At 69.8% G+C, this 19,301-nt stretch carries 20 protein-coding genes and 1 CRISPR repeat array; of the genes, 6 read left to right on the top strand and 14 right to left on the bottom strand.

The features are described 5' to 3' along the window. Positions 1 to 11: 11 nt before the first annotated feature. The 7 genes from trpS to G9Q41_RS06775 all read right to left on the bottom strand — a co-directional run bounded on the left by trpS (position 12) and on the right by G9Q41_RS06775 (position 3,591). Positions 12 to 1,055, bottom strand: coding sequence for a tryptophan--tRNA ligase (trpS, locus tag G9Q41_RS06800; RefSeq protein ID WP_165631765.1), 1,044 nt, complete (start codon positions 1,053 to 1,055; stop codon positions 12 to 14). Positions 1,056 to 1,164: 109 nt separating this feature from the next. Continuing rightward, entirely contained in the window at positions 1,165 to 1,410 is a 246-nt protein-coding gene (locus tag G9Q41_RS06795) for a hypothetical protein (protein ID WP_245695911.1), read from the bottom strand. Between the two features lie 350 nt (positions 1,411 to 1,760). Then, positions 1,761 to 1,904, bottom strand: coding sequence for a hypothetical protein (locus G9Q41_RS06790; protein WP_165631766.1), 144 nt, complete (start codon positions 1,902 to 1,904; stop codon positions 1,761 to 1,763). Positions 1,905 to 2,049: 145 nt separating this feature from the next. Further along, positions 2,050 to 2,382: direct repeats of the CRISPR family, unit length 28 nt; unit sequence GGTCTATCCCCGCGCGTGCGGGGCCTAC. A 73-nt stretch (positions 2,383 to 2,455) separates the two neighbouring features. Continuing rightward, positions 2,456 to 2,842 (bottom strand): hypothetical protein, encoded by a 387-nt coding sequence (locus tag G9Q41_RS21810; RefSeq protein ID WP_242687144.1) that lies wholly within the window; start codon positions 2,840 to 2,842, stop codon positions 2,456 to 2,458. Next, the gene (locus G9Q41_RS06785; RefSeq protein WP_242687143.1) at positions 2,821 to 3,033 is read right to left on the bottom strand and encodes a hypothetical protein; all 213 of its coding nucleotides are present in this window, start codon (positions 3,031 to 3,033) and stop codon (positions 2,821 to 2,823) included. The genes G9Q41_RS21810 and G9Q41_RS06785 overlap by 22 nt, the downstream gene beginning before the upstream one ends. Before the next feature lie 113 nt (positions 3,034 to 3,146). After that, complete coding sequence (locus G9Q41_RS06780) at positions 3,147 to 3,395, bottom strand: hypothetical protein (RefSeq protein WP_165631767.1); 249 nt, start codon at positions 3,393 to 3,395, stop codon at positions 3,147 to 3,149. Beyond that, a complete protein-coding gene (locus G9Q41_RS06775) occupies positions 3,388 to 3,591 on the bottom strand; it encodes a hypothetical protein (protein WP_165631768.1) in 204 nt (67 codons plus the stop codon). Before G9Q41_RS06775 ends, G9Q41_RS06780 begins: the two co-directional genes overlap by 8 nt. 331 nt (positions 3,592 to 3,922) lie before the next feature. Here G9Q41_RS06775 and G9Q41_RS06770 point away from each other — a divergent pair, with 331 nt between their 5' ends. The 3 genes from G9Q41_RS06770 to G9Q41_RS06760 all read left to right on the top strand — a co-directional run bounded on the left by G9Q41_RS06770 (position 3,923) and on the right by G9Q41_RS06760 (position 5,321). Beyond that, positions 3,923 to 4,771: a helix-turn-helix transcriptional regulator gene (locus G9Q41_RS06770; RefSeq protein ID WP_165631769.1), complete on the top strand. Its 849-nt coding sequence runs from the start codon at positions 3,923 to 3,925 to the stop codon at positions 4,769 to 4,771. Next, entirely contained in the window at positions 4,768 to 4,959 is a 192-nt protein-coding gene (locus G9Q41_RS06765; protein ID WP_165631770.1) for a DUF397 domain-containing protein, read from the top strand. The genes G9Q41_RS06770 and G9Q41_RS06765 overlap by 4 nt, the downstream gene beginning before the upstream one ends. 62 nt (positions 4,960 to 5,021) lie before the next feature. Then, positions 5,022 to 5,321 (top strand): hypothetical protein, encoded by a 300-nt coding sequence (locus G9Q41_RS06760; protein ID WP_165631771.1) that lies wholly within the window; start codon positions 5,022 to 5,024, stop codon positions 5,319 to 5,321. Between the two features lie 762 nt (positions 5,322 to 6,083). Here G9Q41_RS06760 and G9Q41_RS06755 read toward each other — a convergent pair. Continuing rightward, positions 6,084 to 6,596: a hypothetical protein gene (locus G9Q41_RS06755; protein WP_165631772.1), complete on the bottom strand. Its 513-nt coding sequence runs from the start codon at positions 6,594 to 6,596 to the stop codon at positions 6,084 to 6,086. Positions 6,597 to 6,763: 167 nt separating this feature from the next. Beyond that, a complete protein-coding gene (locus tag G9Q41_RS06750; protein WP_165631773.1) occupies positions 6,764 to 7,489 on the bottom strand; it encodes a hypothetical protein in 726 nt (241 codons plus the stop codon). A 245-nt stretch (positions 7,490 to 7,734) separates the two neighbouring features. Between G9Q41_RS06750 and G9Q41_RS06745 the strand changes: the two genes are divergently transcribed. After that, a complete protein-coding gene (locus G9Q41_RS06745) occupies positions 7,735 to 9,768 on the top strand; it encodes a glycosyltransferase family 39 protein (protein WP_242687142.1) in 2,034 nt (677 codons plus the stop codon). Positions 9,769 to 9,941: 173 nt separating this feature from the next. On the opposite strand, the gene G9Q41_RS06740 is transcribed toward G9Q41_RS06745, so the two are convergent. Continuing rightward, positions 9,942 to 12,530, bottom strand: coding sequence for a bifunctional FO biosynthesis protein CofGH (locus tag G9Q41_RS06740; RefSeq protein ID WP_092526362.1), 2,589 nt, complete (start codon positions 12,528 to 12,530; stop codon positions 9,942 to 9,944). A 169-nt stretch (positions 12,531 to 12,699) separates the two neighbouring features. Between G9Q41_RS06740 and G9Q41_RS06735 the strand changes: the two genes are divergently transcribed. After that, positions 12,700 to 14,211 (top strand): S8 family serine peptidase, encoded by a 1,512-nt coding sequence (locus G9Q41_RS06735; RefSeq protein WP_347567455.1) that lies wholly within the window; start codon positions 12,700 to 12,702, stop codon positions 14,209 to 14,211. 511 nt (positions 14,212 to 14,722) lie between these two features. On the opposite strand, the gene G9Q41_RS06730 is transcribed toward G9Q41_RS06735, so the two are convergent. Together G9Q41_RS06730 and G9Q41_RS06725 are read right to left on the bottom strand one after the other, a co-directional pair. Next, positions 14,723 to 15,031: a nucleotidyltransferase domain-containing protein gene (locus tag G9Q41_RS06730; RefSeq protein WP_165631774.1), complete on the bottom strand. Its 309-nt coding sequence runs from the start codon at positions 15,029 to 15,031 to the stop codon at positions 14,723 to 14,725. A 46-nt stretch (positions 15,032 to 15,077) separates the two neighbouring features. After that, positions 15,078 to 15,875, bottom strand: coding sequence for an exodeoxyribonuclease III (locus G9Q41_RS06725; protein WP_165631775.1), 798 nt, complete (start codon positions 15,873 to 15,875; stop codon positions 15,078 to 15,080). A gap of 192 nt (positions 15,876 to 16,067) precedes the next feature. Here G9Q41_RS06725 and G9Q41_RS06720 point away from each other — a divergent pair, with 192 nt between their 5' ends. Beyond that, entirely contained in the window at positions 16,068 to 17,693 is a 1,626-nt protein-coding gene (locus G9Q41_RS06720; RefSeq protein WP_165631776.1) for an adenosine deaminase, read from the top strand. A 70-nt stretch (positions 17,694 to 17,763) separates the two neighbouring features. Here the strand turns inward: G9Q41_RS06720 and G9Q41_RS06715 are convergent, their stop codons facing one another. Together G9Q41_RS06715 and G9Q41_RS06710 are read right to left on the bottom strand one after the other, a co-directional pair. Next, the gene (locus G9Q41_RS06715; RefSeq protein WP_165631777.1) at positions 17,764 to 18,297 is read right to left on the bottom strand and encodes a DUF488 domain-containing protein; all 534 of its coding nucleotides are present in this window, start codon (positions 18,295 to 18,297) and stop codon (positions 17,764 to 17,766) included. Positions 18,298 to 18,453: 156 nt separating this feature from the next. Beyond that, entirely contained in the window at positions 18,454 to 19,293 is an 840-nt protein-coding gene (locus G9Q41_RS06710) for an SDR family oxidoreductase (RefSeq protein WP_092526347.1), read from the bottom strand. Between the last annotated feature and the right edge of the window lie 8 nt (positions 19,294 to 19,301).

Raw genomic sequence — 19,301 nt, 5'->3', positions numbered from 1 at the left:
AAAGGATCAGTTCAGCCCACCGAAGGCAGGAATCCCACGCGGTCGTAGGCCGCGCGCAGGGTCTCGGAGGCCACCGAGCGGGCGCGTTCCGTGCCGCGGTGCAGGATCTTGTCCAGCTCCGCCGGGTCGTCCAGGTACTCCTGGACGCGGGTCTGGAAGGGCGTCAGGAAGTCGACCAGCACCGCCCCCAGGTCCTTCTTGAGGTCCCCGTAGCCGCTGCCCTCGTAGGCCGTCTCCAGCTCGGCCACGGACCTGCCGGTCATGCCGGAGTAGATGACCAGCAGGTTGCTCACCCCCGGCTTGTTCTCGGGGTCGTAGCGGACGTCGCGCTCGTTGTCGGTGACCGCGGAGCGGATCTTCTTCGCGGTGCGCTTGGGGTCCTCCATGAACTCCACGACCCCGGAGGGGATCGACTTGCTCATCTTCGAGGTCGGATCCTGCAGGTCGAATATCCGGGCCGTGTCGGAGGGGATGTGCGCGTCGGGCACGCTGAAGGTCCGCCCGAAGCGCGAGTTGAAGCGCTGGGCGAGCGTGCGGCTCAGCTCCAGGTGCTGGCGCTGGTCCTCGCCCACCGGGACCAGGTCGGTTCCGTAGAGCAGGATGTCGGCCGCCATCAGCGCGGGGTAGGTGAACAGCCCGACGCTGACGTGCTCGTCCTCCTGCCGCGCGGACTTGTCCTTGAACTGGGTCATCCGCGCGGCCTCACCGTAGCCGGTCAGGCACTCCAGCACCCAGCTCAGCTGGGCGTGCTCGGGGACGTGGCTCTGTACGAATAGCGTGCTGCGCTCCGGGTCGATCCCCAGCGCCAGCAGCTGGGCGGCCGCGTTGCGGGTGTTGGCGCGCAGCTCGGCGGGATCCTTGGGAATGGTGATCGAGTGGAGGTCGACCACGCAGTAGAAGGCGTCGTGCGACTCCTGCAGCGCTATCCAGTTGCGCAGCGCTCCGAGATAGTTCCCCAATTGGAAAGAACCGGCAGTGGGCTGGATACCGGAGAAGACGCGCTGACGTGCCGACGACGCGCCGGACTCCTCGGCAACTGAACTCTCGCTGTGCACGTTCACGATTCTGGCAGAGCGATCCCAGCGGTTTTCGTCCGAGGGGCCGCGCCACCACCGGCCTGATCCCCGCGAAGCGCGACTCCAGGGGCGCGGGGGTTGCCGGGGGTCACGTCCTGCGCTGGTTCTCCGGTTGCACGGGAACCTTCTTCCTGCGCAGCGCCCCGACGAGCATTCCCGTGACACCGAGCGCGACGGTCACCAGCCCCACCGGGGTGCTCAGCGCGTCCAGCGGGGTCGCCTGAGCCTGCGTGTGGTACTCCGGAACAGCGGCGTGCGCCGAGACGCCGCCCGTGAGCAACGTCAACACGAGCGCTGACAGCCACGCACCCGCGCGAGCCGTGTGTTTACGCACGAGCTCTGCCTCCCTGGTCGGATCTCGCATCTCGAAGCAGCGCGGAGTCGCGAGCACGACCCGCGCACGTCACCCAACCCGTGCGCCCCAGGAACGATCCACCGAACCGCCGGAACGGCGACGTTCCACGATCGTGTGATGACCGCGCAGATCGTAATCGGTCGCACACGCACGAGGACGCACCGGGGGCGGGCACGCACGACCGCCCCGGAGGGACACCTGTCCCCACCCGTGGGACGCCCGGGCCGAGGCGGGGTTGCGCCCGCTCCGACGGAAAATCCGGCAGGAATCGGGCGGAACCCGGTCGGCCCCCGGTCGGAACTCGGCACGGAGCGCGGACCGATCCGCGCTCACTCAGCGTACTGCGCCTCGATCGACTCGTCGGGCGATACCGAGGCGACGAACTGGTGAAAATCATCCGTCAACTCGGTGAACTGCTGCTGATTCGCGGTGAGAACCAGTCGCAGGACCACGCGCCGCTCGGGATCGGACACGTCGACCAGCGCCGGAGGATCCGAGACCGGAACGGATGGCCGCTTCCGATCTCGGCGGCAATCCGTTCGACCTCGTCGAGCGGCCGCACGGCTTCCCGATCTCGGCGTGCTTCGGCGTGCAGCCATCCGGCGCAGGCGTTGCGCAGGGCTACCCCCGCGCGTGCGGGGCCTACTCCTGGCAAAGCATCGCGAGCGCGAGCGCGGCAGCTCTATCCCCGCGCGTGCGGGGCCTACGCCAACATCGGAACCATGATCCACACGGGGCTGGGTCTATCCCCGCGCGTGCGGGGCCTACGTGGAACTCCCCGAACGAGGGCGCCAGCATCGAGGTCTATCCCCGCGCGTGCGGGGCCTACCGCTCGCCCACCTCGTCCAGCAGGTCGTACAGGGGTCTATCCCCGCGCGTGCGGGGCCTACGCCCGACGACCTCGACGGGCTGCGCCAAGCGTTGGTCCATCCCCGCGCGTGCGGGGCCTACACCTCGATGACCTGCGATCCTAGCAGCGCTTTCCCGCTGTGAGAACCACTTCCGTTCCGGGACGCAGCCGGGGTCAGTACCACTGGCCGGGTTTCCAGTGGACGCAGGTGGGGCGTTTCCTCGGTGGTGTGCGGGTTGTGGGAGTCGAGGAGCTCGTGCTGGTAGTGGTGATAGCTGAGCGCGCCGATCTCGCGGTCGGGTCGAGCGCGACACGCAGGGAGTGTTCGGGGAAGGCCTCTCCTTCGGGGACGCGCCATGATCGGCACTGGCGGTCCCAGACGTAGCACAGACCGACTTCGTGTGCTGGTGTCTCGCTCACTCGCGTGATGAGCTGATCGAGCTCCCCGGTGGCCGTGGCGATCAGTGCGTCGACGGGCAGCCCGGCCGCCAGCGTGTGTCGGTCGCGGGTGGCGTCGCGCATGCCGGGGCCGTCGAGGGTCACGTCCCAGGGGTGTGCCATTCGATGGCGATCGTGGCCGCGCTGTGGGCGGTGAGCTGCTCGGCGATCCATTCGGCTCCGGCCTGCGGGGTGGACAGCACCGCCTCGGGGGAGTAGTTGCGGCGCAGCTTCGCGGTGCTGGAATGTTCGGACAGGTGTGCGTGCCAGTGCAGTTCGTGGTCGACCCAGCGCGTCGGCAGAGTCTCGGTCATGGGTGTCTCCGTACGGGGGTGGTGGGAGCCCGGCCGATGCCCTCGGGGGCGAGCACCGGCCGGGCGGCGACCCGGCGCCGGAGGCTGGGGCTCGAACGGCGCCGGGGTGTGGACTACAGGGCGCGGAGTCCGCGCAGCACGCGGGCCAGCAGATCCTCGTCCGGGTGCGGATACAGCCCTGGGACAGGTTCGGGAGGGCGAGCTGGCAGATTGGTCCTGCCTGGTCGGTGCTTCGCCACGGCGGACAGCGGCAGCGTGCCGCGCCAGTGCGACCAGCGCGGCCCTCGGATCGCTGCGGGGATCACCTCGGTCAGTGCTGCGTCCGCTCGGACGGGCGCTGCCGGTAACGGGCCGCTACTCATCGACGTCTCCCTCGACGGTCTCCGTCCCGTCGAGCTCGTCGGCATAACCGCGCAGCTTCTCGGCGATCCGCTCGAAGGTCACGGCCGCGTCGCGGCACTGCTGGCCCGTGGCCGCACCGCGGGGAATGTCGTAGGCCAGCTGTTCCATGCGCCACTGCTCGTGCGCGGCCCACACGGCCAGAGCTCCCGACTTCATACCTGCCCCCGGATCGCCACGTCGAGCACATCCCGCAGCTGCCGCGCCTGCTCGACCGTCCACGTGGTCCGGTTCCAGATCGTCGGCGTAGTGATCCGGATCTGGCCGTCCACCCGCGACACCCGGAGCGACGCCACCCCACCCTCGGAGTCACACGGCACCTTCACGCCAGGGCCATCAAGTGATCCGGATCTCGTCGTCATGACTTAGGCTCCCAGTGGTCGATTACCAAATATCTGCGATTTCCAGATCACCATCGCTTACCGGTAAGTCGCTTGCAATGCCCTGTTCGTGTGTTGTCTGGTAATTCATCGATGCTTACGCTGATTTCATGGCTGGTAACAACGAGCATCCTCCGAAAGCACGTGCACTCGGCGCTGAACTGCGCGAATGCCGAATTGCGGCAGGAGTAAAACAACGTGAGCTAGCAAATCAGCTCGACGTGAGCTACGTGTCGATCTCGCGCTACGAGACCGGAGCGCGTACCCCAAAACCCGAAGACGTCGCGCAGATCCTCGCCACTCTCGGCGTCGTCGGCGCGAAATACGACGAGCTGGTCGACATGGCCCGCGACGCCGACCAGCCGAACTGGTTGGATACCAGCCATACCGGTATCCGCCGCGAACTCACCACGCTGATCGAGTTCGAACGCACCGCGCAGCGGATCACGGACGTGGCCACCATCGTGATTCCGGGCCTACTGCAAACCTCGGACTACGCACGCGCCATCCTCGGCGAAACCAGCAACGATGTGGATGCCCGCGTGGCCATGCGCGTCGGACGCCGCGATGCACTGATGCGCCGCGACGCTCCCGAGTTCGTTGCGCTCATCTGGGAAGTGGCTCTACGTGAACCGCTCGGTGGCTACAGGACGATGGTCGATCAGTTGCACCACATCACGGCGATGGCCGAACGCCCCAACATCACCGTGCAGATCCTTCCGGCGGGAAGCACTCGTTGGCACCCCGCGCACGCCGGGTCGTTCATCCTGTTCAACTTCCCGAAGTCAGCACCGATCGTGCACGTGGAGCACTTCCACTCCACCGCGTTTCTCCACAAGGAAAAGGACGTCCTCGCCTACGAAGCGGCAACAACTACCCTGCAACAGTTGGCGATGAGCCCAGAAGACTCGGTCGGGCTCATCGCCAAGATACGAGACGAAATGGAAGGACAAGCATGACAGTACACCCCGAAGGCTGGCGCAAGTCGACTCGCTCCCAACAGCAGACGAGCTGCGTCGAGGTCGGCCGGATCGGTGACGGTGCGGCGGTGCGCGACACCAAGGACCGCAGCCTCGGCTACTTCACTGCCGACCGGCAGCAGTGGCAGGCCTTCCTCGACGCGGTGAAGTCCGACCGCTTCGAGTGAAGCGTCGACCACGACCGAGCCCCCGGCCTGACGAGGTCGGGGGCTCGGTGTACGTAGGGGGCGTGCTACGTCCATTCCCTGCGTCCTCGGAGTTCGGCAAGTGGGACGCTCTGCCTGCGGACCCCTCGGACGATGAGGTCGACTACGACAACGCCGATGTCGTGGACGCGATCCGGCGTCGCGAGCTCCTCAAGGAGCAGTGGCGAGCAGATCTGGACTACCCCGAAGGGGTGTGGCGACCGGAGCAGATCGAGGCGCATCCTCAGTGGGCGGAGGCGTGGCGCAACTGGTTCCTGCGCCGTTCGTGGCAGGGGATAGCGTTCGCCAACGCCTGTACCCGCGCCTGGTCCCGCAGAGACTAACCGCCCCCGTGCCGACGGGGCGGCAACCTTATTCCTTCTCGCCGCGGCACCGCTCGCACAACGCGGAGTCCCGCTCGGCATCGCGCCCGCACATCGAACACGTGCCCGCCATCTGCGATCACCTCCGGCAGGGCAGTGCGATCGCAGACGATTCCGAGCGGAATCGCCAACCGAGCGACAGCACTACGACGAACGGGGCGTCCGCTCCCACGGCTGACACCCCTCGGTGCGGAACACCCCGGCGGACGGCTCGATCGTGATCGTCGCCCGGCCACGGGTCATGCCCGAGCCGATCACCGCGTCCGCCCGGCCAGTGTCCGCGTGCATCCGCATCCACGAACACAGCCCGTCCCCGGGTCCATCCCCGCGCGTGCGGGGCCTACCGAGTCTGCCTGTGTGGGGTGGACTGTGTGGGAGGTCTATCCCCGCGCGTGCGGGGCCTACAACACCAGATCGTCTGCAACGACTGCGACGAGGGGTCCATCCCCGCGCGTGCGGGGCCTACCCCTTTTTGTCCTGCGGTTCCGCGGTCGCGTTATTCGGCTGTGACTTCCGGTGCTGGCGATGTGGATCTTAGTAGGCACCACCGACCCCCACAACGTCCCGTCGTCGCTCGCGGGCGGACCTCCGGTGTCCGACCAAGGCCCCGTCCGGTGGTGGAGTCACCACGTCCGAGTCGTTCTCCCGGGGAGACCACGCGCCGCTCGGGATCGGACACGTCGACCAGCGCCGGAGGATGACTGCTCCGGATTGCCTCCCCGCTCACAGCTTGCCGAAGGCGACGCCGCGCCAGGTCCAGCCGTGGGCGAGGACCGCCTCCCTGAGCGGGGCCTTCAGGTCCTCGGAGGAGAAGGTGGCCTGCCGGTACGCGCGGAGCTTGCCGTTCTCGTCCCGTTTCAACGTCCAGGACGCTTCGCGCTTCTTCTGCGGCCCGCGCTCGTACTCCAGCCCGTGGACGAGCTCGGGATAGCCGCGCGTCCAGTCCACGGTCCACGTCCGGTCCGTGGAGCGGACCTCGCGCTTCTCAGGATTCAGCCGCATCAGGACGCTGTAGAACTCGCGCTGGCTGAACGTCCTGAAGTGCTCGTACCAGGCCGGGTTCATGACCCGCCACTCGGAAACCAGGTCGACCCCCTCGGGGGATCCGTCCCGCACGAGGAAAGAAGCGTCCGGTCTGTTCACTCCCACCAGGGCCTGATGGACCTCCTGGGGTGAACGCGGCGGCACGTTCCCGTCCGGCCGCTCGGTACCGGTCAACCAGTCGAGAATTCCCATGTCCAGCTCCACGACGATCGGCGCGGTGCGAGCGTACTGGCGATCGCACAGCGGGCCTCCGCGGGCTCGAGCACGATCCGTCCGCACCGGACGAACCGTGCTCACGGTGCGCCACCGGGGCGTCGATCGAGCGCTTCGCGGAGCGCGCCCGGCACGTCGCTTCCGGCTCAGTCGTTCCCCGAAGCAGTGTCCGCGCCGGATCCACTGCCCGCGGAACCACCGCCCTGACCGGGAACACCGCCCTGCCCAGTGGCGCCACCTCCCTGGCCGGGAACACCGCCCGGAGCGCCGCTCGCCTGCTCGCTGGTGACGGTGCTCGCGGTGGCGGAGTCCCCGGACGGAGTCGCCACGACGGTCACGGTCTCCCCGCTGCTCAGGTCGTCGATCGTGGAGTCACCGCCGTCGACGACCGTGGATGTGTCCACAGTGTACTTGCGGCTGTACCCGTCCTCGCTCTCCACGGTGAGGCTCTCCGAGCCCACCGCAGTCACGTCCCCAGTCTGCAGCTTCCTGGTGGCGTACTCACCCTGCTCGGTCCGCACGGTGAACTCCCCGTGCAGCGCGTCGGACAGCGCGGAGGCCCCACCGGTGCCGCCGGACCGACCGCCGGGAGCCTGGAAGCCTCCTCCCGGGCCACCACCCATCGCGCCGCTACCGCCGGAGCCCCCGGAAGTGGCGGCGTACACGGCCACGCCGCCCGCCACCGCGAGCCCGCAGGCGATCAGCACTGCCGCGACGGTGCGGTTCCCACCCCACGGAGCCCGCTTCCCACCGGACTCTCCGCCGGAGTCACTACCGGAATCGCCACCGGACTCGACGGGGCTGCTGTTGCCGGGCTCGCTCGAGGCGTCCTCCCGGAAAAGATTCGTGGTGCTCTCGGTCTCTTCCCGCATGGTTATGTTCCGCACTCCCACGACGTGTTCCCTTCCTGCGGAACACACGCTGGCAGCGGAAGCTGGACGTTCGCCGGGAACGAGGTAACGATTCGCCGGGAAAACGACGGGAGCGACGACCCCGCGACCGCGATGACGAACCCCGGATCCGGTGTTCTGTCCGGGAAGATCGCGCAGTGGGCTCCCGGCCGACGGTCAGCCGACGTCCAGGCAACGTTCAGCTTCCGGGAGCACGCTCGCCGAACATGGACACCCTCACCCGACGGCGAGAGCCGAGCGCCCCCGAGGAGCGAGCCCCGGGCAATCGGTTCGCGCGGATGCTGCGCGGCGGGCCGAACGACCCCGCCTGGGTACGCCCCGCGCTGCTGGCGCTGCTCGCGCTGACCGCCCTGCTGTACCTGTGGGCGCTGAACGCCTCCGGCTGGGCCAACGGTTTCTACTCGGCCGCGGTGCAGGCCGGAACGCAGAGCTGGAAGGCGTGGCTGTTCGGCTCCAGCGACGCCTCCAACGCGATCACCGTGGACAAACCGCCCGCGGCGCTGTGGTTGATGGTGCTGTCGGCGCGGATCCTCGGGTTCGGTTCCTGGAGCGTGCTCCTGCCGCATGCCCTCGCCGGCGTGGCCACCGTGGGACTGCTGTACGCGACGGTGCGGCGCTGCTCGGGACCAACCGCGGGGCTGATCGCCGGAGCCGTGCAGGCCCTGACACCGGTGGCGGTGCTGATGTTCCGGTTCAACAACCCGGACGCCCTGCTGGTGCTGCTGCTGGTCGCCGCGGCCTACTGCGTGGTGCGGGCCACCGAACGGGCCGGACCGTGGTGGCTGGTCCTGGCCGGAGTCGCGATCGGGTTCGGTTTCCTGACCAAGATGTTCCAGGCCTTCGCGGTGCTGCCCGTCTTCGCGCTCGTCTACCTGCTGGCCGCCCCCACCACGCCGTGGCGACGGCTCTGGCACCTGCTCGCGGGCGGGGTCGCGGTGACGCTGTCCGCCGGTTGGTACATCGCGCTGGTCGAGCTGTGGCCTGCCGGGGCACGCCCCTACATCGGAGGGTCCCAGCACAACAGCCTGCTGGAGCTCACCTTCGGCTACAACGGCTTCGGCAGGCTGACCGGAGAGGAGACCGGTGGACTCGGCAACACCAACTCCGACGCCGGATGGAACCGACTGCTCGGCAGCGAGATGGGCGACCAGATCGGCTGGCTGATCCCCGCTGCGCTGATCGCGCTGGCGGTCGGGCTCTGGACAACCCGCAAGGCACCGCGCACCGACCTCACCCGGGCCGGGCTGCTGCTGTGGGGCGGCTGGCTGCTGCTGACCGGAACGATGTTCAGCTACGCGAACGGGATCATCCACTCCTACTACACCGTGGCCCTGGCACCAGCCGTGGCCGCGCTCTTCGGCACGGGGGCGAAGCTGCTCTGGGACCGCCGCGCCGATCCGCGCGCCCGCACCACCCTGGCGGGCACCGTGGTGCTCACCGTCGTGCTGGCCGCCCTGCTACTGGCGCGCACCCCGGACTGGAACCCGTGGTTGCGCTTCCTCATCGCCGGGGCCGGACTCGGCGGCGCGTTCCTGCTGCTGTTCGCCGACGGCCTGACCCGCGCGGTAGCCAGGACCGGTGCCGTGCTGGCCCTGGTGGCCTGCCTCGCGGCTCCCACCTCCTACGCACTGGCCACCGCCGCCACTCCGCACACCGGGGTGCTGCCCTCCGCGGGCCCGAGCGGTTCCGGCGGCCCCGGAGGCGGCGGAGGGCCCGGAGGCGCTGGAGGAGGCGCCCCCGCGGGCGCCGGAGGTCGCGGAGGTGGCGGAGCCACCGGCCCGACCTCGGGGACCGGCGGAGGTCCCGGCGGAGGAATGGCTGGAGGAATGGGCGGAGGAGCAGGTGGCCCCTCCGGAGGTGGCGGCGGTGGCAGCCCCTTCTCCGTCCAGGTCGCGGGCGACGAGGTAGCGGAGACGCTGCGGCAGGACGCGGACTCCTACACCTGGGTGGCCGCGGTGACCGGATCCAGCAACGCGGCCGGCTACCAGCTCGCCGCCCGCGAACCGGTCATGGCCATCGGCGGCTTCAACGGGACGGACCCGTTCCCGACCCTGGAACGCTTCCAGGAGCTGGTCACCAACGGGCGGATCCACTACTACGTCGCGGGCTCGATCATGGGCGGACGCACCGGGTCCACGACGGACACGACGGCCTCCCGGATCGAGAGCTGGGTCCAGCGCAACTACACCGCCACCGAGGTCGGCGAGGCCACGCTCTACGACCTCACGGCCGGTTCCTGAGCGCACCGTCCGCGCAACTCGGCCGGCCGCGCCCCAGCGGGGCTCGCCGCGGAATTCGTCGCGCACGGTCGGCACCGGGCGCCGGTGAACCGGCCCCGCACGAAGTCGGCGCCGGCGTTTCCACCCTCCCCGGAGGAGGCGGAAACGCTGGCGCCCCGCTCAACTCGAACCGCTCACACCGGCTGCTCGGAGATCCCGAGCTGCACCACCGGGGCCGGCCCGTAGGCGGTGTCCCGCTGCCGAGCGCTCCGGCCCGCGCGCCGCGAAACCGCGTCGAGCTGCTCGATCGTGCGCTGCGATCCGTGCTCGGAACCGGCCATCCTGCTGATGGTCTCCTCCATCAACGTGCCGCCGAGATCGTTGGCCCCGCCGCACAGCACCTCGGCCGTCTCCTCGTCGCCCAACTTGACCCAGGAGCACTGGATGTTGTCCACCCGGCCGTGCAGGGCCAGCCGCGCCATGGCGTGCACCGCGCGGTTGTCCCTGCGGGTGGGCCCGGGCCTGGCCAGCCCCGCGAGGTAGATCGGGGCGTTGCGGTGCACGAAGGGCAGCGCGACGAACTCGGTGAAGCCTGCGCTGCCGTTCTCGCGCGCGGTGTCCTGCACCCCGGCCAGGGTGCGCAGGTGGCCGAGCCAGTGCTCCGGGGTGTCCACGTGCCCGTACATCATCGTGGAGGAGGAGCGGATCCCGAGCCGGTGGGCGGTGCTGACCACGTCGATCCACTCCGCGGCCGGGAGCTTGCCCTTGGTCAGCACCCAGCGCACGTCGTCGTCGAGGATCTCGGCCGCGGTGCCCGGGATCGTGTCCAACCCGGCGTCCCGCAGCTCGGTCAGCCACTCCTCGACGCTGCTGCCCGCCTTGGCGGCAGCGCTGACGATCTCCATCGGGCTGAACGCGTGCACGTGCATGTCGGGCACCCGGTTCTTGACCGCGCGCACCAGCTCCGCGTAGGCGCCGACGGGCAGCTTCGGATCGATACCGCCCTGCATGCACACCTCGGTGGCACCCGCGCGACGTGCCTCCTCGGCCCGGTCGGCCACGTCCTCCGGGGAGAGGCGGAAGGCGTCGGCGTCCCGCTCGCGCTGCGCGAAGGCGCAGAACCGGCAGCCCACGTAGCACACATTGGAAAAGTTGATGTTGCGGTTGACCACGTAGGTGACGTCCGGGCCCACCACATCGGCCCGCACCTGGTCAGCCAACCGCGCCATCTCGTCCAGCGCGGTCCCCTCGCAGGTCAGCAGCGCCATGGCCGCTTCGTTGTTGGCCTCGTCCAGCAGAGCCGCCGGATCCCGCTCGGCCAGCCGGAGCCCGGCGGCCACATCGGAGTCGAGCCGCTCCGGCTGCCGGGTCCCGGGGAGCCTGCCGCGCAGTTCCTCCCAGTCACCGTAGACGCTGTCGAAGTCCCCGCGGCGCTCCGCGCTGCGCCCCTCGGTGTCGATGCTGCTGTTCAGATCGGTGCGTCCGACCGATTCGAGCCCGCCGTCCGGCTCCTGCCACGGCAGGCCCTCCGGGCGGGCGTCCGCCCGCGCCATGCCGTCCGACTCGGCCAGCTCGGCCACGTGGGTGGCCACCCGCGGATCCAGCCAGGGGGTGCTGTCCCCGGACAGCCCGGCACGCACGTACTTCGGGTAGGCCGTCAGCCGCTCGCGGAGCTCGAAACCGCCCGCCCGGGTCTGCTCGGCCAGCTCGTCGATGCGCGGCCAGGGACGCTCCGGGTTCACGTGGTCCGGGGTCACCGGCGACACGCCGCCCCAGTCGTCGATGCCGGCGCGCAGCATCAGGGCGTGCTCCGCACCGACCAGGTTCGGCGGGGCCTGCACGCTCACCCCGGAGGGCATCAGCAACCGCGCCACGGCGATGGTCGCGGCCAGGTCCTGCAGATCGGCGTCGGGCATCCCGCGCATGGCCGTGTCCGGCTTGGCGCGGAAGTTCTGCACGATGATCTCCTGGAGGTGCCCGTACTGGCGGGCGCTGGCCCGCAGCTCCAGCAGGGAGTCGGCACGCTCGGCCGTGGTCTCACCGATCCCGATGAGAACGCCACTGGTGAACGGCACGCCCACCCGCCCGGCGTCGGCCAGCACCCGCAGGCGCACCGCGGGTTCCTTGTCCGGGCTGGCGTAGTGCGGGTTGCCGGGTTGGCTCCACAGGCGCTCCGAAGTGGTCTCCAGCATCATCCCCATGCTCGGGGCGACCGGTTTGAGCCTGGTCAGCTCGGACCAGCCGAGCACGCCCGGATTTAGGTGGGGCAGCAGCCCGGTCTCCTCGAGCACCGCGATGGCGCAGGACCGCACGTAGTCGATCGTCGAGGAGTAGCCGCGCTCGTGCAGCCACTCGGCGGCGACCGACCACCTGTCCTCCGGGCGGTCGCCGAGGGTGAACAGGGCCTCCTTGCACCCCGCCTCGGCACCCTGCCTGGCGATCTCCAGGACTTCCTCCCGCTCCAGGAACGGCGCTTCCACCTTGTGCGGAACTGTCGCGAACGTGCAGTAGTGGCAACGGTCCCGGCACAACCTGGTTAGCGGGACGAACACCTTGCGGCTGTAGCTGACGATCCCGAACCGACCCTCGGCGCGCAGGTGGGCGTCCCGGACCTTTCCCGCTGCTTCGAGCAACGTGTCCAGATCGGACCCGCGCGCGTGCAGCAGCACGGCTGCCTCCGTGGCGTCCAGGGTGACTCCCTCGGAGGCTCTGCGCAGCGCACGACGCATGGCCGAGGCGCTCGGTGTGGACTCTGGCGGCGGCACTTCCGAATCGACCGACACGCCAAGACCCTAACTCCGAACAGGAACCGGCGACACGGATCGACACGCGACGTGGACCACGCCGCGCGATCAGACCACAGGCCGATTACTCCATTATGACCTATCGAGCGGAACCGTTCGGGCGCAAACTTCCACATTCAGTAATGTGTTGAGCCCCTTGGGAGGTTCGGTGTCATCCAAACAACTGGGACTGAGACCACTCAGAATCCTCGGATCAGCTCTCGCGCTGACCATGCTCGTGCCCGCGGCCGCCGCTGCGGCGCCCCGAACGGCCCCCGCTGACTCGAGCCCGGCGCACTTCATCGTGGTGGGCCCCTCCGAGGGCGGGTTGGAACGCACCGCCGAGTCGGTGCGCGCCGCCGACGGGACCGTGACGCAGCGCTGGCCGGAGATAGGCGTGCTGCTGGCGGGATCGACCGCCCCCGACTTCGCCGCGCGGGTGCGCGGCGAGCCCGGCGTGCGGGCGGCGGGGGCCAGTCGCAACCTGGCCGAGAAGCTCCCGGACGAGCAGCGGAGCTCGCCCGCGGACGTGGGCCGGGAGCAGGCGGTCGAGACCGTCGAGCCCTCGCGGGGCCCGCAGGATTCGCAAGCCCCGCAGCAGGGGCAGGACCCGCTCTCCGAGCAGCAGTGGGACATGCGCATGATCGGCGCGCCCGCGGCCCACGAGATCGGGAACGGCTCCGGCGCCACGGTCGGCGTCCTGGACTCCGGGATCGACCCCGACCATCCCGACCTCGCCCCCAACATCGACGCAGCGCGCTCGGTCGGCTGCACCGACAACGGTGTCCCCGACCGCTCCAGGGAGGCGTGGACGCCGAGCACGAGCTACCACGGCACGCACGTGGCCGGCAGCGTGGCTGCCGCGCGCAACGACGTCGGCATCGCCGGAGTGGCCCCCGAGGCGGACCTGGTCTCGATCAAGGTCGTCAACGACGAGGGCTTCATCTACCCCTCGGCTGCCATCTGCGGATTCATGTGGGCCGCCCAGCACGGGGTGGACGTGACCAACAGCTCCTACTTCGTCGACCCCTGGTACCTGTGGTGCGCGAACAACCCGGACCAGGCCGCGGTGGCCGAGGCAGTCCGCCGCGCCGTCGGCTACGCGAGCGACCACGACGTGGTCAACACGGTGGCCGCGGGCAACAGCGGTTGGAACCTGTCCCAACCGATCCACGACACCAACAGCCCCAACAACGGCGGCCCCACGCAGGACCGGTGGGCCGGGCCCGGTTGCGAGGTGCTGCCCGCCGAGCTTCCCGGGACCGTGTCCGTCTCGGCCGTGGGGCCCGAGCGAAGCAAGTCCTTCTACTCGAACCACGGGATCAACTCGATCGACGTGACCGCTCCCGGCGGGGACAGCAGGCAGGACGCGGACACCCCCTCCGGCAACGGCGAGGTGCTGTCCACACTGCCCGACGGCGAGTGGGGTTACGCGCAGGGAACCTCGATGGCCTCCCCGCACGCGGCCGGGGTGGCCGCGCTGATCCGGGCCGAGCACCCGGAGTGGAGCTCCGAGCGCGTGGTCTCCGCGCTGCGCGGCCAGGCCGACACGATCCCGTGCCCGAAGAACTACGACACCGACGGTGACGGGGCCAGGGACGCCAAGTGCCAGGGCGGCGCGACCGGGGCTGGTTTCTACGGCGCCGGTCTCGTCGATGCGCTGGAGGCCGTGCGCGGCTGACTCCGGGCGCGGAGGTCGAGCGGTGGGCAGCGGTGACACCGCTCGACCGTCCACTCAGGAACGTGCACTCGGCCGAGCGGGGACCCCCTCCTGAGCGGGCCCTCTGCTCGGCCGGGTGTTCTTGTCCGGGCAGATGCAGAAGTGCAGCCCGCAGACCGGGCATTTCGGCGGAGTCTTGTGCGCCAGCATGCGAACGCCTCCAGAGGCAGCGACACGGTTTTGTGTATCGGACGACGCACCCCGGTCCACGGTGGGTTGCACTCCCGACTAAACCACCGGACAGGTGAGGCCGACTCCCCGATTATCACCCGTTCGGGTGGGTACGCACCTCACGATTCGGAGTCCGTCGGCACGCCCGGAAAGCTCGCCGCTGCCGGTGTGCCGGCTTCGCGCACACGAGGACTCCGCGGACGCGGGCTCCACAGGCACGCGCGGTCACCGGCACGACCTGCCCGGTCCTCATCCGGCATGGCACCGCCGCCCAGTTCGGATCAGCACGGATCAGCGCTGATCAGGCCGCGTACAACTCTTCCCGGGTCTCCAGTACACGCTGCCGGAAGTACGGGTTCCGCAGACTGGAGGAACTGACCACGTCGACCGGCCTGCCCAGTATCCGTTCGAGTCCTTCCTTCAGGCCGAAGTACGCGCCGAAGTGGTCGAAATCCGGTCCCGCTTCGAACTCGACGAGGACGTCGACATCGCTGGAGACGGCATCGAAGGAACCGTCGACGGCCGAACCGAAAAGATCGAGGCGACGCACCGACAGCATCGAGCACAACTCCTCGATCTCCTGCCGCTTCTCCTCGATCAGCTCGTGCACGCCGCCGTCCACTCACCCCTTCGAGGGATGCTCGTCCCGGACGAGCTCAGAAGTCGTAGGAGACCGTCACCGGCGCGTGGTCGCTCCACCGCTTGTCGTAGGAGGGCGCCTTCTCCACCACCGCCTCGGTGGCGCGCCCGGCCAGCCCACCGGTGGCCACGTGGTAGTCGATCCGCCATCCGGAATCGTTGTCGAAGGCCTTCCCCCGGTAGGACCACCAGGAGTACGGCCCCGGCCCCTCGGGGAACAGGCCCCGGACCACATCGGTGTAGCCCGCCTCGTCGAACACCCTGCTCAGCCAGGTCCGTTCCTCGGGCAGGAAACCGGCCGACTTGCGGTTGTTCTTCCAGTTCTTCAGGTCGATCTCCTGGTGCGCGATGTTCCAGTCACCGCAGACCAGCACCTCCTTGCCCGCCTGCTCGGCCCGGGCGCGGAGCTCCTGCAGGTACGGCAGGAACTCCTCCATGAAGCGCTCCTTCTCGTCCTGCTTCGGAGTGCCCGCCTCCCCGCTGGGCAGGTAGAGACTGCCGATGATCACGCCGTCGAACTCGACCTCGGCGTACCGGCCGCTGGTGTCGAACTCCGCGGAACCGAAGCCGATCCTGCTGCTCACCGGCGCCGAACGACTGTAAACGGCGACTCCGCTGCGTCCCTTGTCCGAGCTCGGGGCGAGCAGGGTGTGCCACCCCTCGGGGGCGCGCACCGCGTCCGAGAGCTGGTCGTACTCGGCACGCGTCTCCTGCATGCACACCACGTCGGCTCCGGTGGCGGCGATCCACTCCACGAAGCCCTTCTTGGCCGCGGCGCGCAGGCCGTTCACATTCACCGTCGAGACAGTCAGCACGCCCCGAGCATAACCATGCCCACCGGGCGGCCCGGCCGCACGCCCACCCCCTCTCCCGCCAGGGGACTACCCGAGTGGGTGAAGATCTCCACGCCTCCTGGTGCGTCGGATCATCGTGCGCGAAGGTGATCGACTCGGATGGTCGCGAAACACCGACCCGCACCGACCTTCGAGCACACCGGAGGAACACGCATGAGCCCGACCGGCCGACTTTTCCGGCCCTTCTCCCGCGGCAGACACCACCACGGCAGGGCGGCCGGCATCGCGGTGGCCGCACTCGTCACCGCCACCTCGCTGCCCGCGATGACGGCGCAGGCGCAGGCACAGCCGCAGCAGGGCTGCGCCCCGTGGGACCGCGAGTGCCAGGTGAACCGGCACCTGGACGAGATCCGCTCCCAGCCCGAGCAGCTGACCGAGTTCGCCCGGCAGATGCCCAAGGGCGGGGACCTGCACAACCACCTGTCCGGGGCCATCTCCACTGAGTCGCTGATCCGCTACGCGGCCGAGGACGGCCGCTGCATCGACACCGCGACGCTGGCGGCCTCGAACGGCCCCTGCACCACGGGCCAGCGCCCGGCCTCCGACGCGGTGAGCGATCCGGAGTTCCGCAGGCAGGTCATCGAGGCCTGGTCCATGGAGGGCTTCGAACCGGGCGGCGCCGAGTCCGGCCACGACCACTTCTTCGCCACCTTCGGCAAGTTCGGCGCGGCCACCCAGGGGCGGGACGGCGACATGCTCGCCGAGGTGGCCGGAGACCTCGCCGAGCAGAACCAGTACTACCTCGAGACCCTGCTGTCCAAGCAGTCCGCGGAGCTCGGCGAGCTCGCCGAACGGGTCGGTTTCGCCCCGAAGACCACCGGCGACTTCCGCAAGCTGCGGAACGCGCTGCTGAGCAACGGTCTCGGCGAGCTCGAACGCGCAGCGCGCACCGACACCGCGCAGGACTTCGCCCGCTACCGGAACCTGCTGAACTGCGGGACCCCGGCGGCCCGACCCGGTTGCGAGGTGGAGGTGCGGCTGGACTACCAGGTGTCCCGGGCACACCCGCCGGCCAACGTCTTCGCGCAGCTGCTGCTCGGCTTCGAGCTCGCCCAGAGCGATCCGCACTTCGTCGGGCTCAACATGGTCCAGCCCGAGGACGCCGAGATCTCGCTGCGGGACTACACGCTGCACATGCGCATGATCGAGTACCTGAGTGCGCACTACCCCGAGGTCTCGGTGACGCTGCACGCCGGTGAACTGGTCCCGGGGCTGGTCAAGCCCGAGGAGCTGACCCACCACATCAACCAGGCCGTCAACATCGCCGGTGCCGAGCGCATCGGGCACGGTGTCGACCTGCGCCACGAGGACGACTGGCGCGCGCTGGCCAGGAGCATGGCCGAACGGGACATCGCGCTGGAAGCCCCGCTGACGAGCAACTGCCAGATACTCCGGGTGTGCGGGCCGCAGGAGCACCCGCTGACGTCGTACCTGAAGCACGACGTTCCGGTGGCGCTGTCCACCGACGACCCCGGGGTGTCCCGCAGCAACATCACGGCCGAGTACCGGCGCGCGGCAGCCGACTTCGGGCTCAGTTACTCGCAGCTCAAAAGCAGCGCGCGCAACTCGCTGGAATACGGCTTCCTCCCCGGAGAGAGCCTGTGGGCAGATGCGGACTCCCACAGGATGAAGCCCGCGTGCACCGTGGCCACCCCGGGCAGGGGCAACCTGCCCGCTGCCTGCGCGAAGCTGTTGAAGTCCAGCCCGAAGGCCGAGCTGCAGTGGCGCCAGGAGAAGGCGTTCCGCGCCTTCGAGGCCCGCTACGCGGCGCGCGCCTGACTCGCCACTTCGGCGGGGAACCGTTCGAACCGGTGCGGCGGGAGCCCGCGCGTTCCGCCGCACCGGTCGCTCACGGCATCCGCCAGTCCCCGTCGTAAACCAGCAGACCGTCCGCGCGCAGCCGCGCCGCCCCCATCGGGGAGTGCTCCCGCAGGCTGCCGTCGGGCATGAGGTGGGCGGCCTGGACACCGCGGGCCAGCATCACGTGATCGGCGATCAGGCGCCGGTGGCAGCGCCACCACACGCTCTCCGCGCACATGACCGCGGTGCTGGTCCGCGCCGCCTCCTCGAGCAGCTCCTCGAGCGCGGCGCGGAACTGCTCGGTGCGCATGTGCGCCGCGTAGGCGCGGAACGAGCTGTTCTCCCAGACCACGTCCGGCGAGTTCTCCGGCAACTTGCGGAACCCGCCGAGGCGTTTCTCCCAGCGGTAGTCGACCCCGGCCGCGGGCAACCAGCTCCGGAGCTCCGAGCGGTTGAAGTCGGGGTCGCGCCTGCTGCCCGGTGCGCTGCGCACGTCCACGACTGCCGCGACCCCGGCCTCGTCCAGCGAGCGGGCGAACTCCTCGCGAGAGGCCGTGCCGTGTCCACAAGTGATCAGCCGCATCACCGCTCCCAACCCGGTTCGCCGCCACCGGCGGCGTCCCGGGAAAGACTACCCAGCGAAGGCACGCCCGGCCGAATGAGCGAGAAGAGCGCGTCACACCGCCCGGGAACCCGCCGATCGACCACCTTCGGGCCCCGGGCGGAACAGCCTCGATGATCACCCCGGGTCGGAGCCGTTCAGCAGTCCGGAACGAACGGCGGCCACGACACCGCCGTCGACGAGGAGGTCGGTGCCGGTGACGAAGCTCGCTTGCGGACCGAGCAGGAAATCGGCCGCCGCGGCCACGTCCTCGGACGTTCCGAGCCGCCCGGCGGCGGAGGCGTCGAGCATCGCGCGCACCGCACCGCGCTGCTCCGAGTCCAGTTCCTGCTGCACCATGGGTGTCGAGATGACCCCGGGGCTGATCGAGTTGACCCGAGCGCCCCGGCCACCCCAGGACACGCTGGCCCGTTGCACCCTGAGCTGGTTGGCGCGCTTGGCGAGCCCGTAGGCGCGGCCGGGCTCGGTCACCACTTCCGGCGCGGCGCAGGGGAGACGGAGCAACTCCTCGGCCGGAGTGCTGGCCAGCGCCTGCTCCTGCTGCTCGTCGAGGGACGTCTCCATGTGCCCGGCCATGCTGGAAACGACGACGGCCGAACCGCCCGGGGCGATCACGCTCTCGAACGCCTCGAGCACCAGTGCCGCTCCGAGCAGGTTCACCCGCAGGATCGGCTCCGCCGAGGACTGCGCCGGGGAGAGCCCCGCGGTGTGAGCCAGCCGGGTGACCGGTCCCAACTCGGCGGCAGCACGGGCCAGTTCGGCGACCGACTCGTGCGAGGAGACGTCCACCCCGCGCGCGGTCACGTCGTGTCCGTCCGAGCGCAGCGACTCGGCTGCCGACTCCAACGCGTTCTCGTCGAGGTCCGCGAGCAGCACACGTCTGCCGCTTCCCATGCGGCGCGCCACGGCCCGCCCCATTCCTCCGCTGCCGATCACGGCCAGCACTTCCTCGTTCATGATCACCT

The sequence above is a fragment of the Actinopolyspora sp. BKK2 genome (genome assembly GCF_011291845.1).
Classification (GTDB): domain Bacteria; phylum Actinomycetota; class Actinomycetes; order Mycobacteriales; family Pseudonocardiaceae; genus Actinopolyspora; species Actinopolyspora saharensis.
Note: the sequence above shows the minus strand (reverse complement) of the source record. Positions and strands in the feature narration are given on the sequence as shown.

Coding starts and splice junctions, on each gene's coding strand:
- G9Q41_RS21810 (WP_242687144.1), bottom strand. CDS start 2,842: ATGGCACACCCCTGGGACGTGACCCTCGACGGCCCCGGCATGCGCGAC.
- G9Q41_RS06785 (WP_242687143.1), bottom strand. CDS start 3,033: ATGACCGAGACTCTGCCGACGCGCTGGGTCGACCACGAACTGCACTGG.
- G9Q41_RS06780 (WP_165631767.1), bottom strand. CDS start 3,395: ATGAGTAGCGGCCCGTTACCGGCAGCGCCCGTCCGAGCGGACGCAGCA.
- G9Q41_RS06775 (WP_165631768.1), bottom strand. CDS start 3,591: ATGAAGTCGGGAGCTCTGGCCGTGTGGGCCGCGCACGAGCAGTGGCGC.
- G9Q41_RS06770 (WP_165631769.1), top strand. CDS start 3,923: ATGGCTGGTAACAACGAGCATCCTCCGAAAGCACGTGCACTCGGCGCT.
- G9Q41_RS06765 (WP_165631770.1), top strand. CDS start 4,768: ATGACAGTACACCCCGAAGGCTGGCGCAAGTCGACTCGCTCCCAACAG.
- G9Q41_RS06755 (WP_165631772.1), bottom strand. CDS start 6,596: ATGGGAATTCTCGACTGGTTGACCGGTACCGAGCGGCCGGACGGGAAC.
- G9Q41_RS06750 (WP_165631773.1), bottom strand. CDS start 7,489: ATGCGGGAAGAGACCGAGAGCACCACGAATCTTTTCCGGGAGGACGCC.
- G9Q41_RS06745 (WP_242687142.1), top strand. CDS start 7,735: ATGGACACCCTCACCCGACGGCGAGAGCCGAGCGCCCCCGAGGAGCGA.
- G9Q41_RS06720 (WP_165631776.1), top strand. CDS start 16,068: ATGAGCCCGACCGGCCGACTTTTCCGGCCCTTCTCCCGCGGCAGACAC.
- G9Q41_RS06715 (WP_165631777.1), bottom strand. CDS start 18,297: ATGCGGCTGATCACTTGTGGACACGGCACGGCCTCTCGCGAGGAGTTC.
- G9Q41_RS06710 (WP_092526347.1), bottom strand. CDS start 19,293: ATGAACGAGGAAGTGCTGGCCGTGATCGGCAGCGGAGGAATGGGGCGG.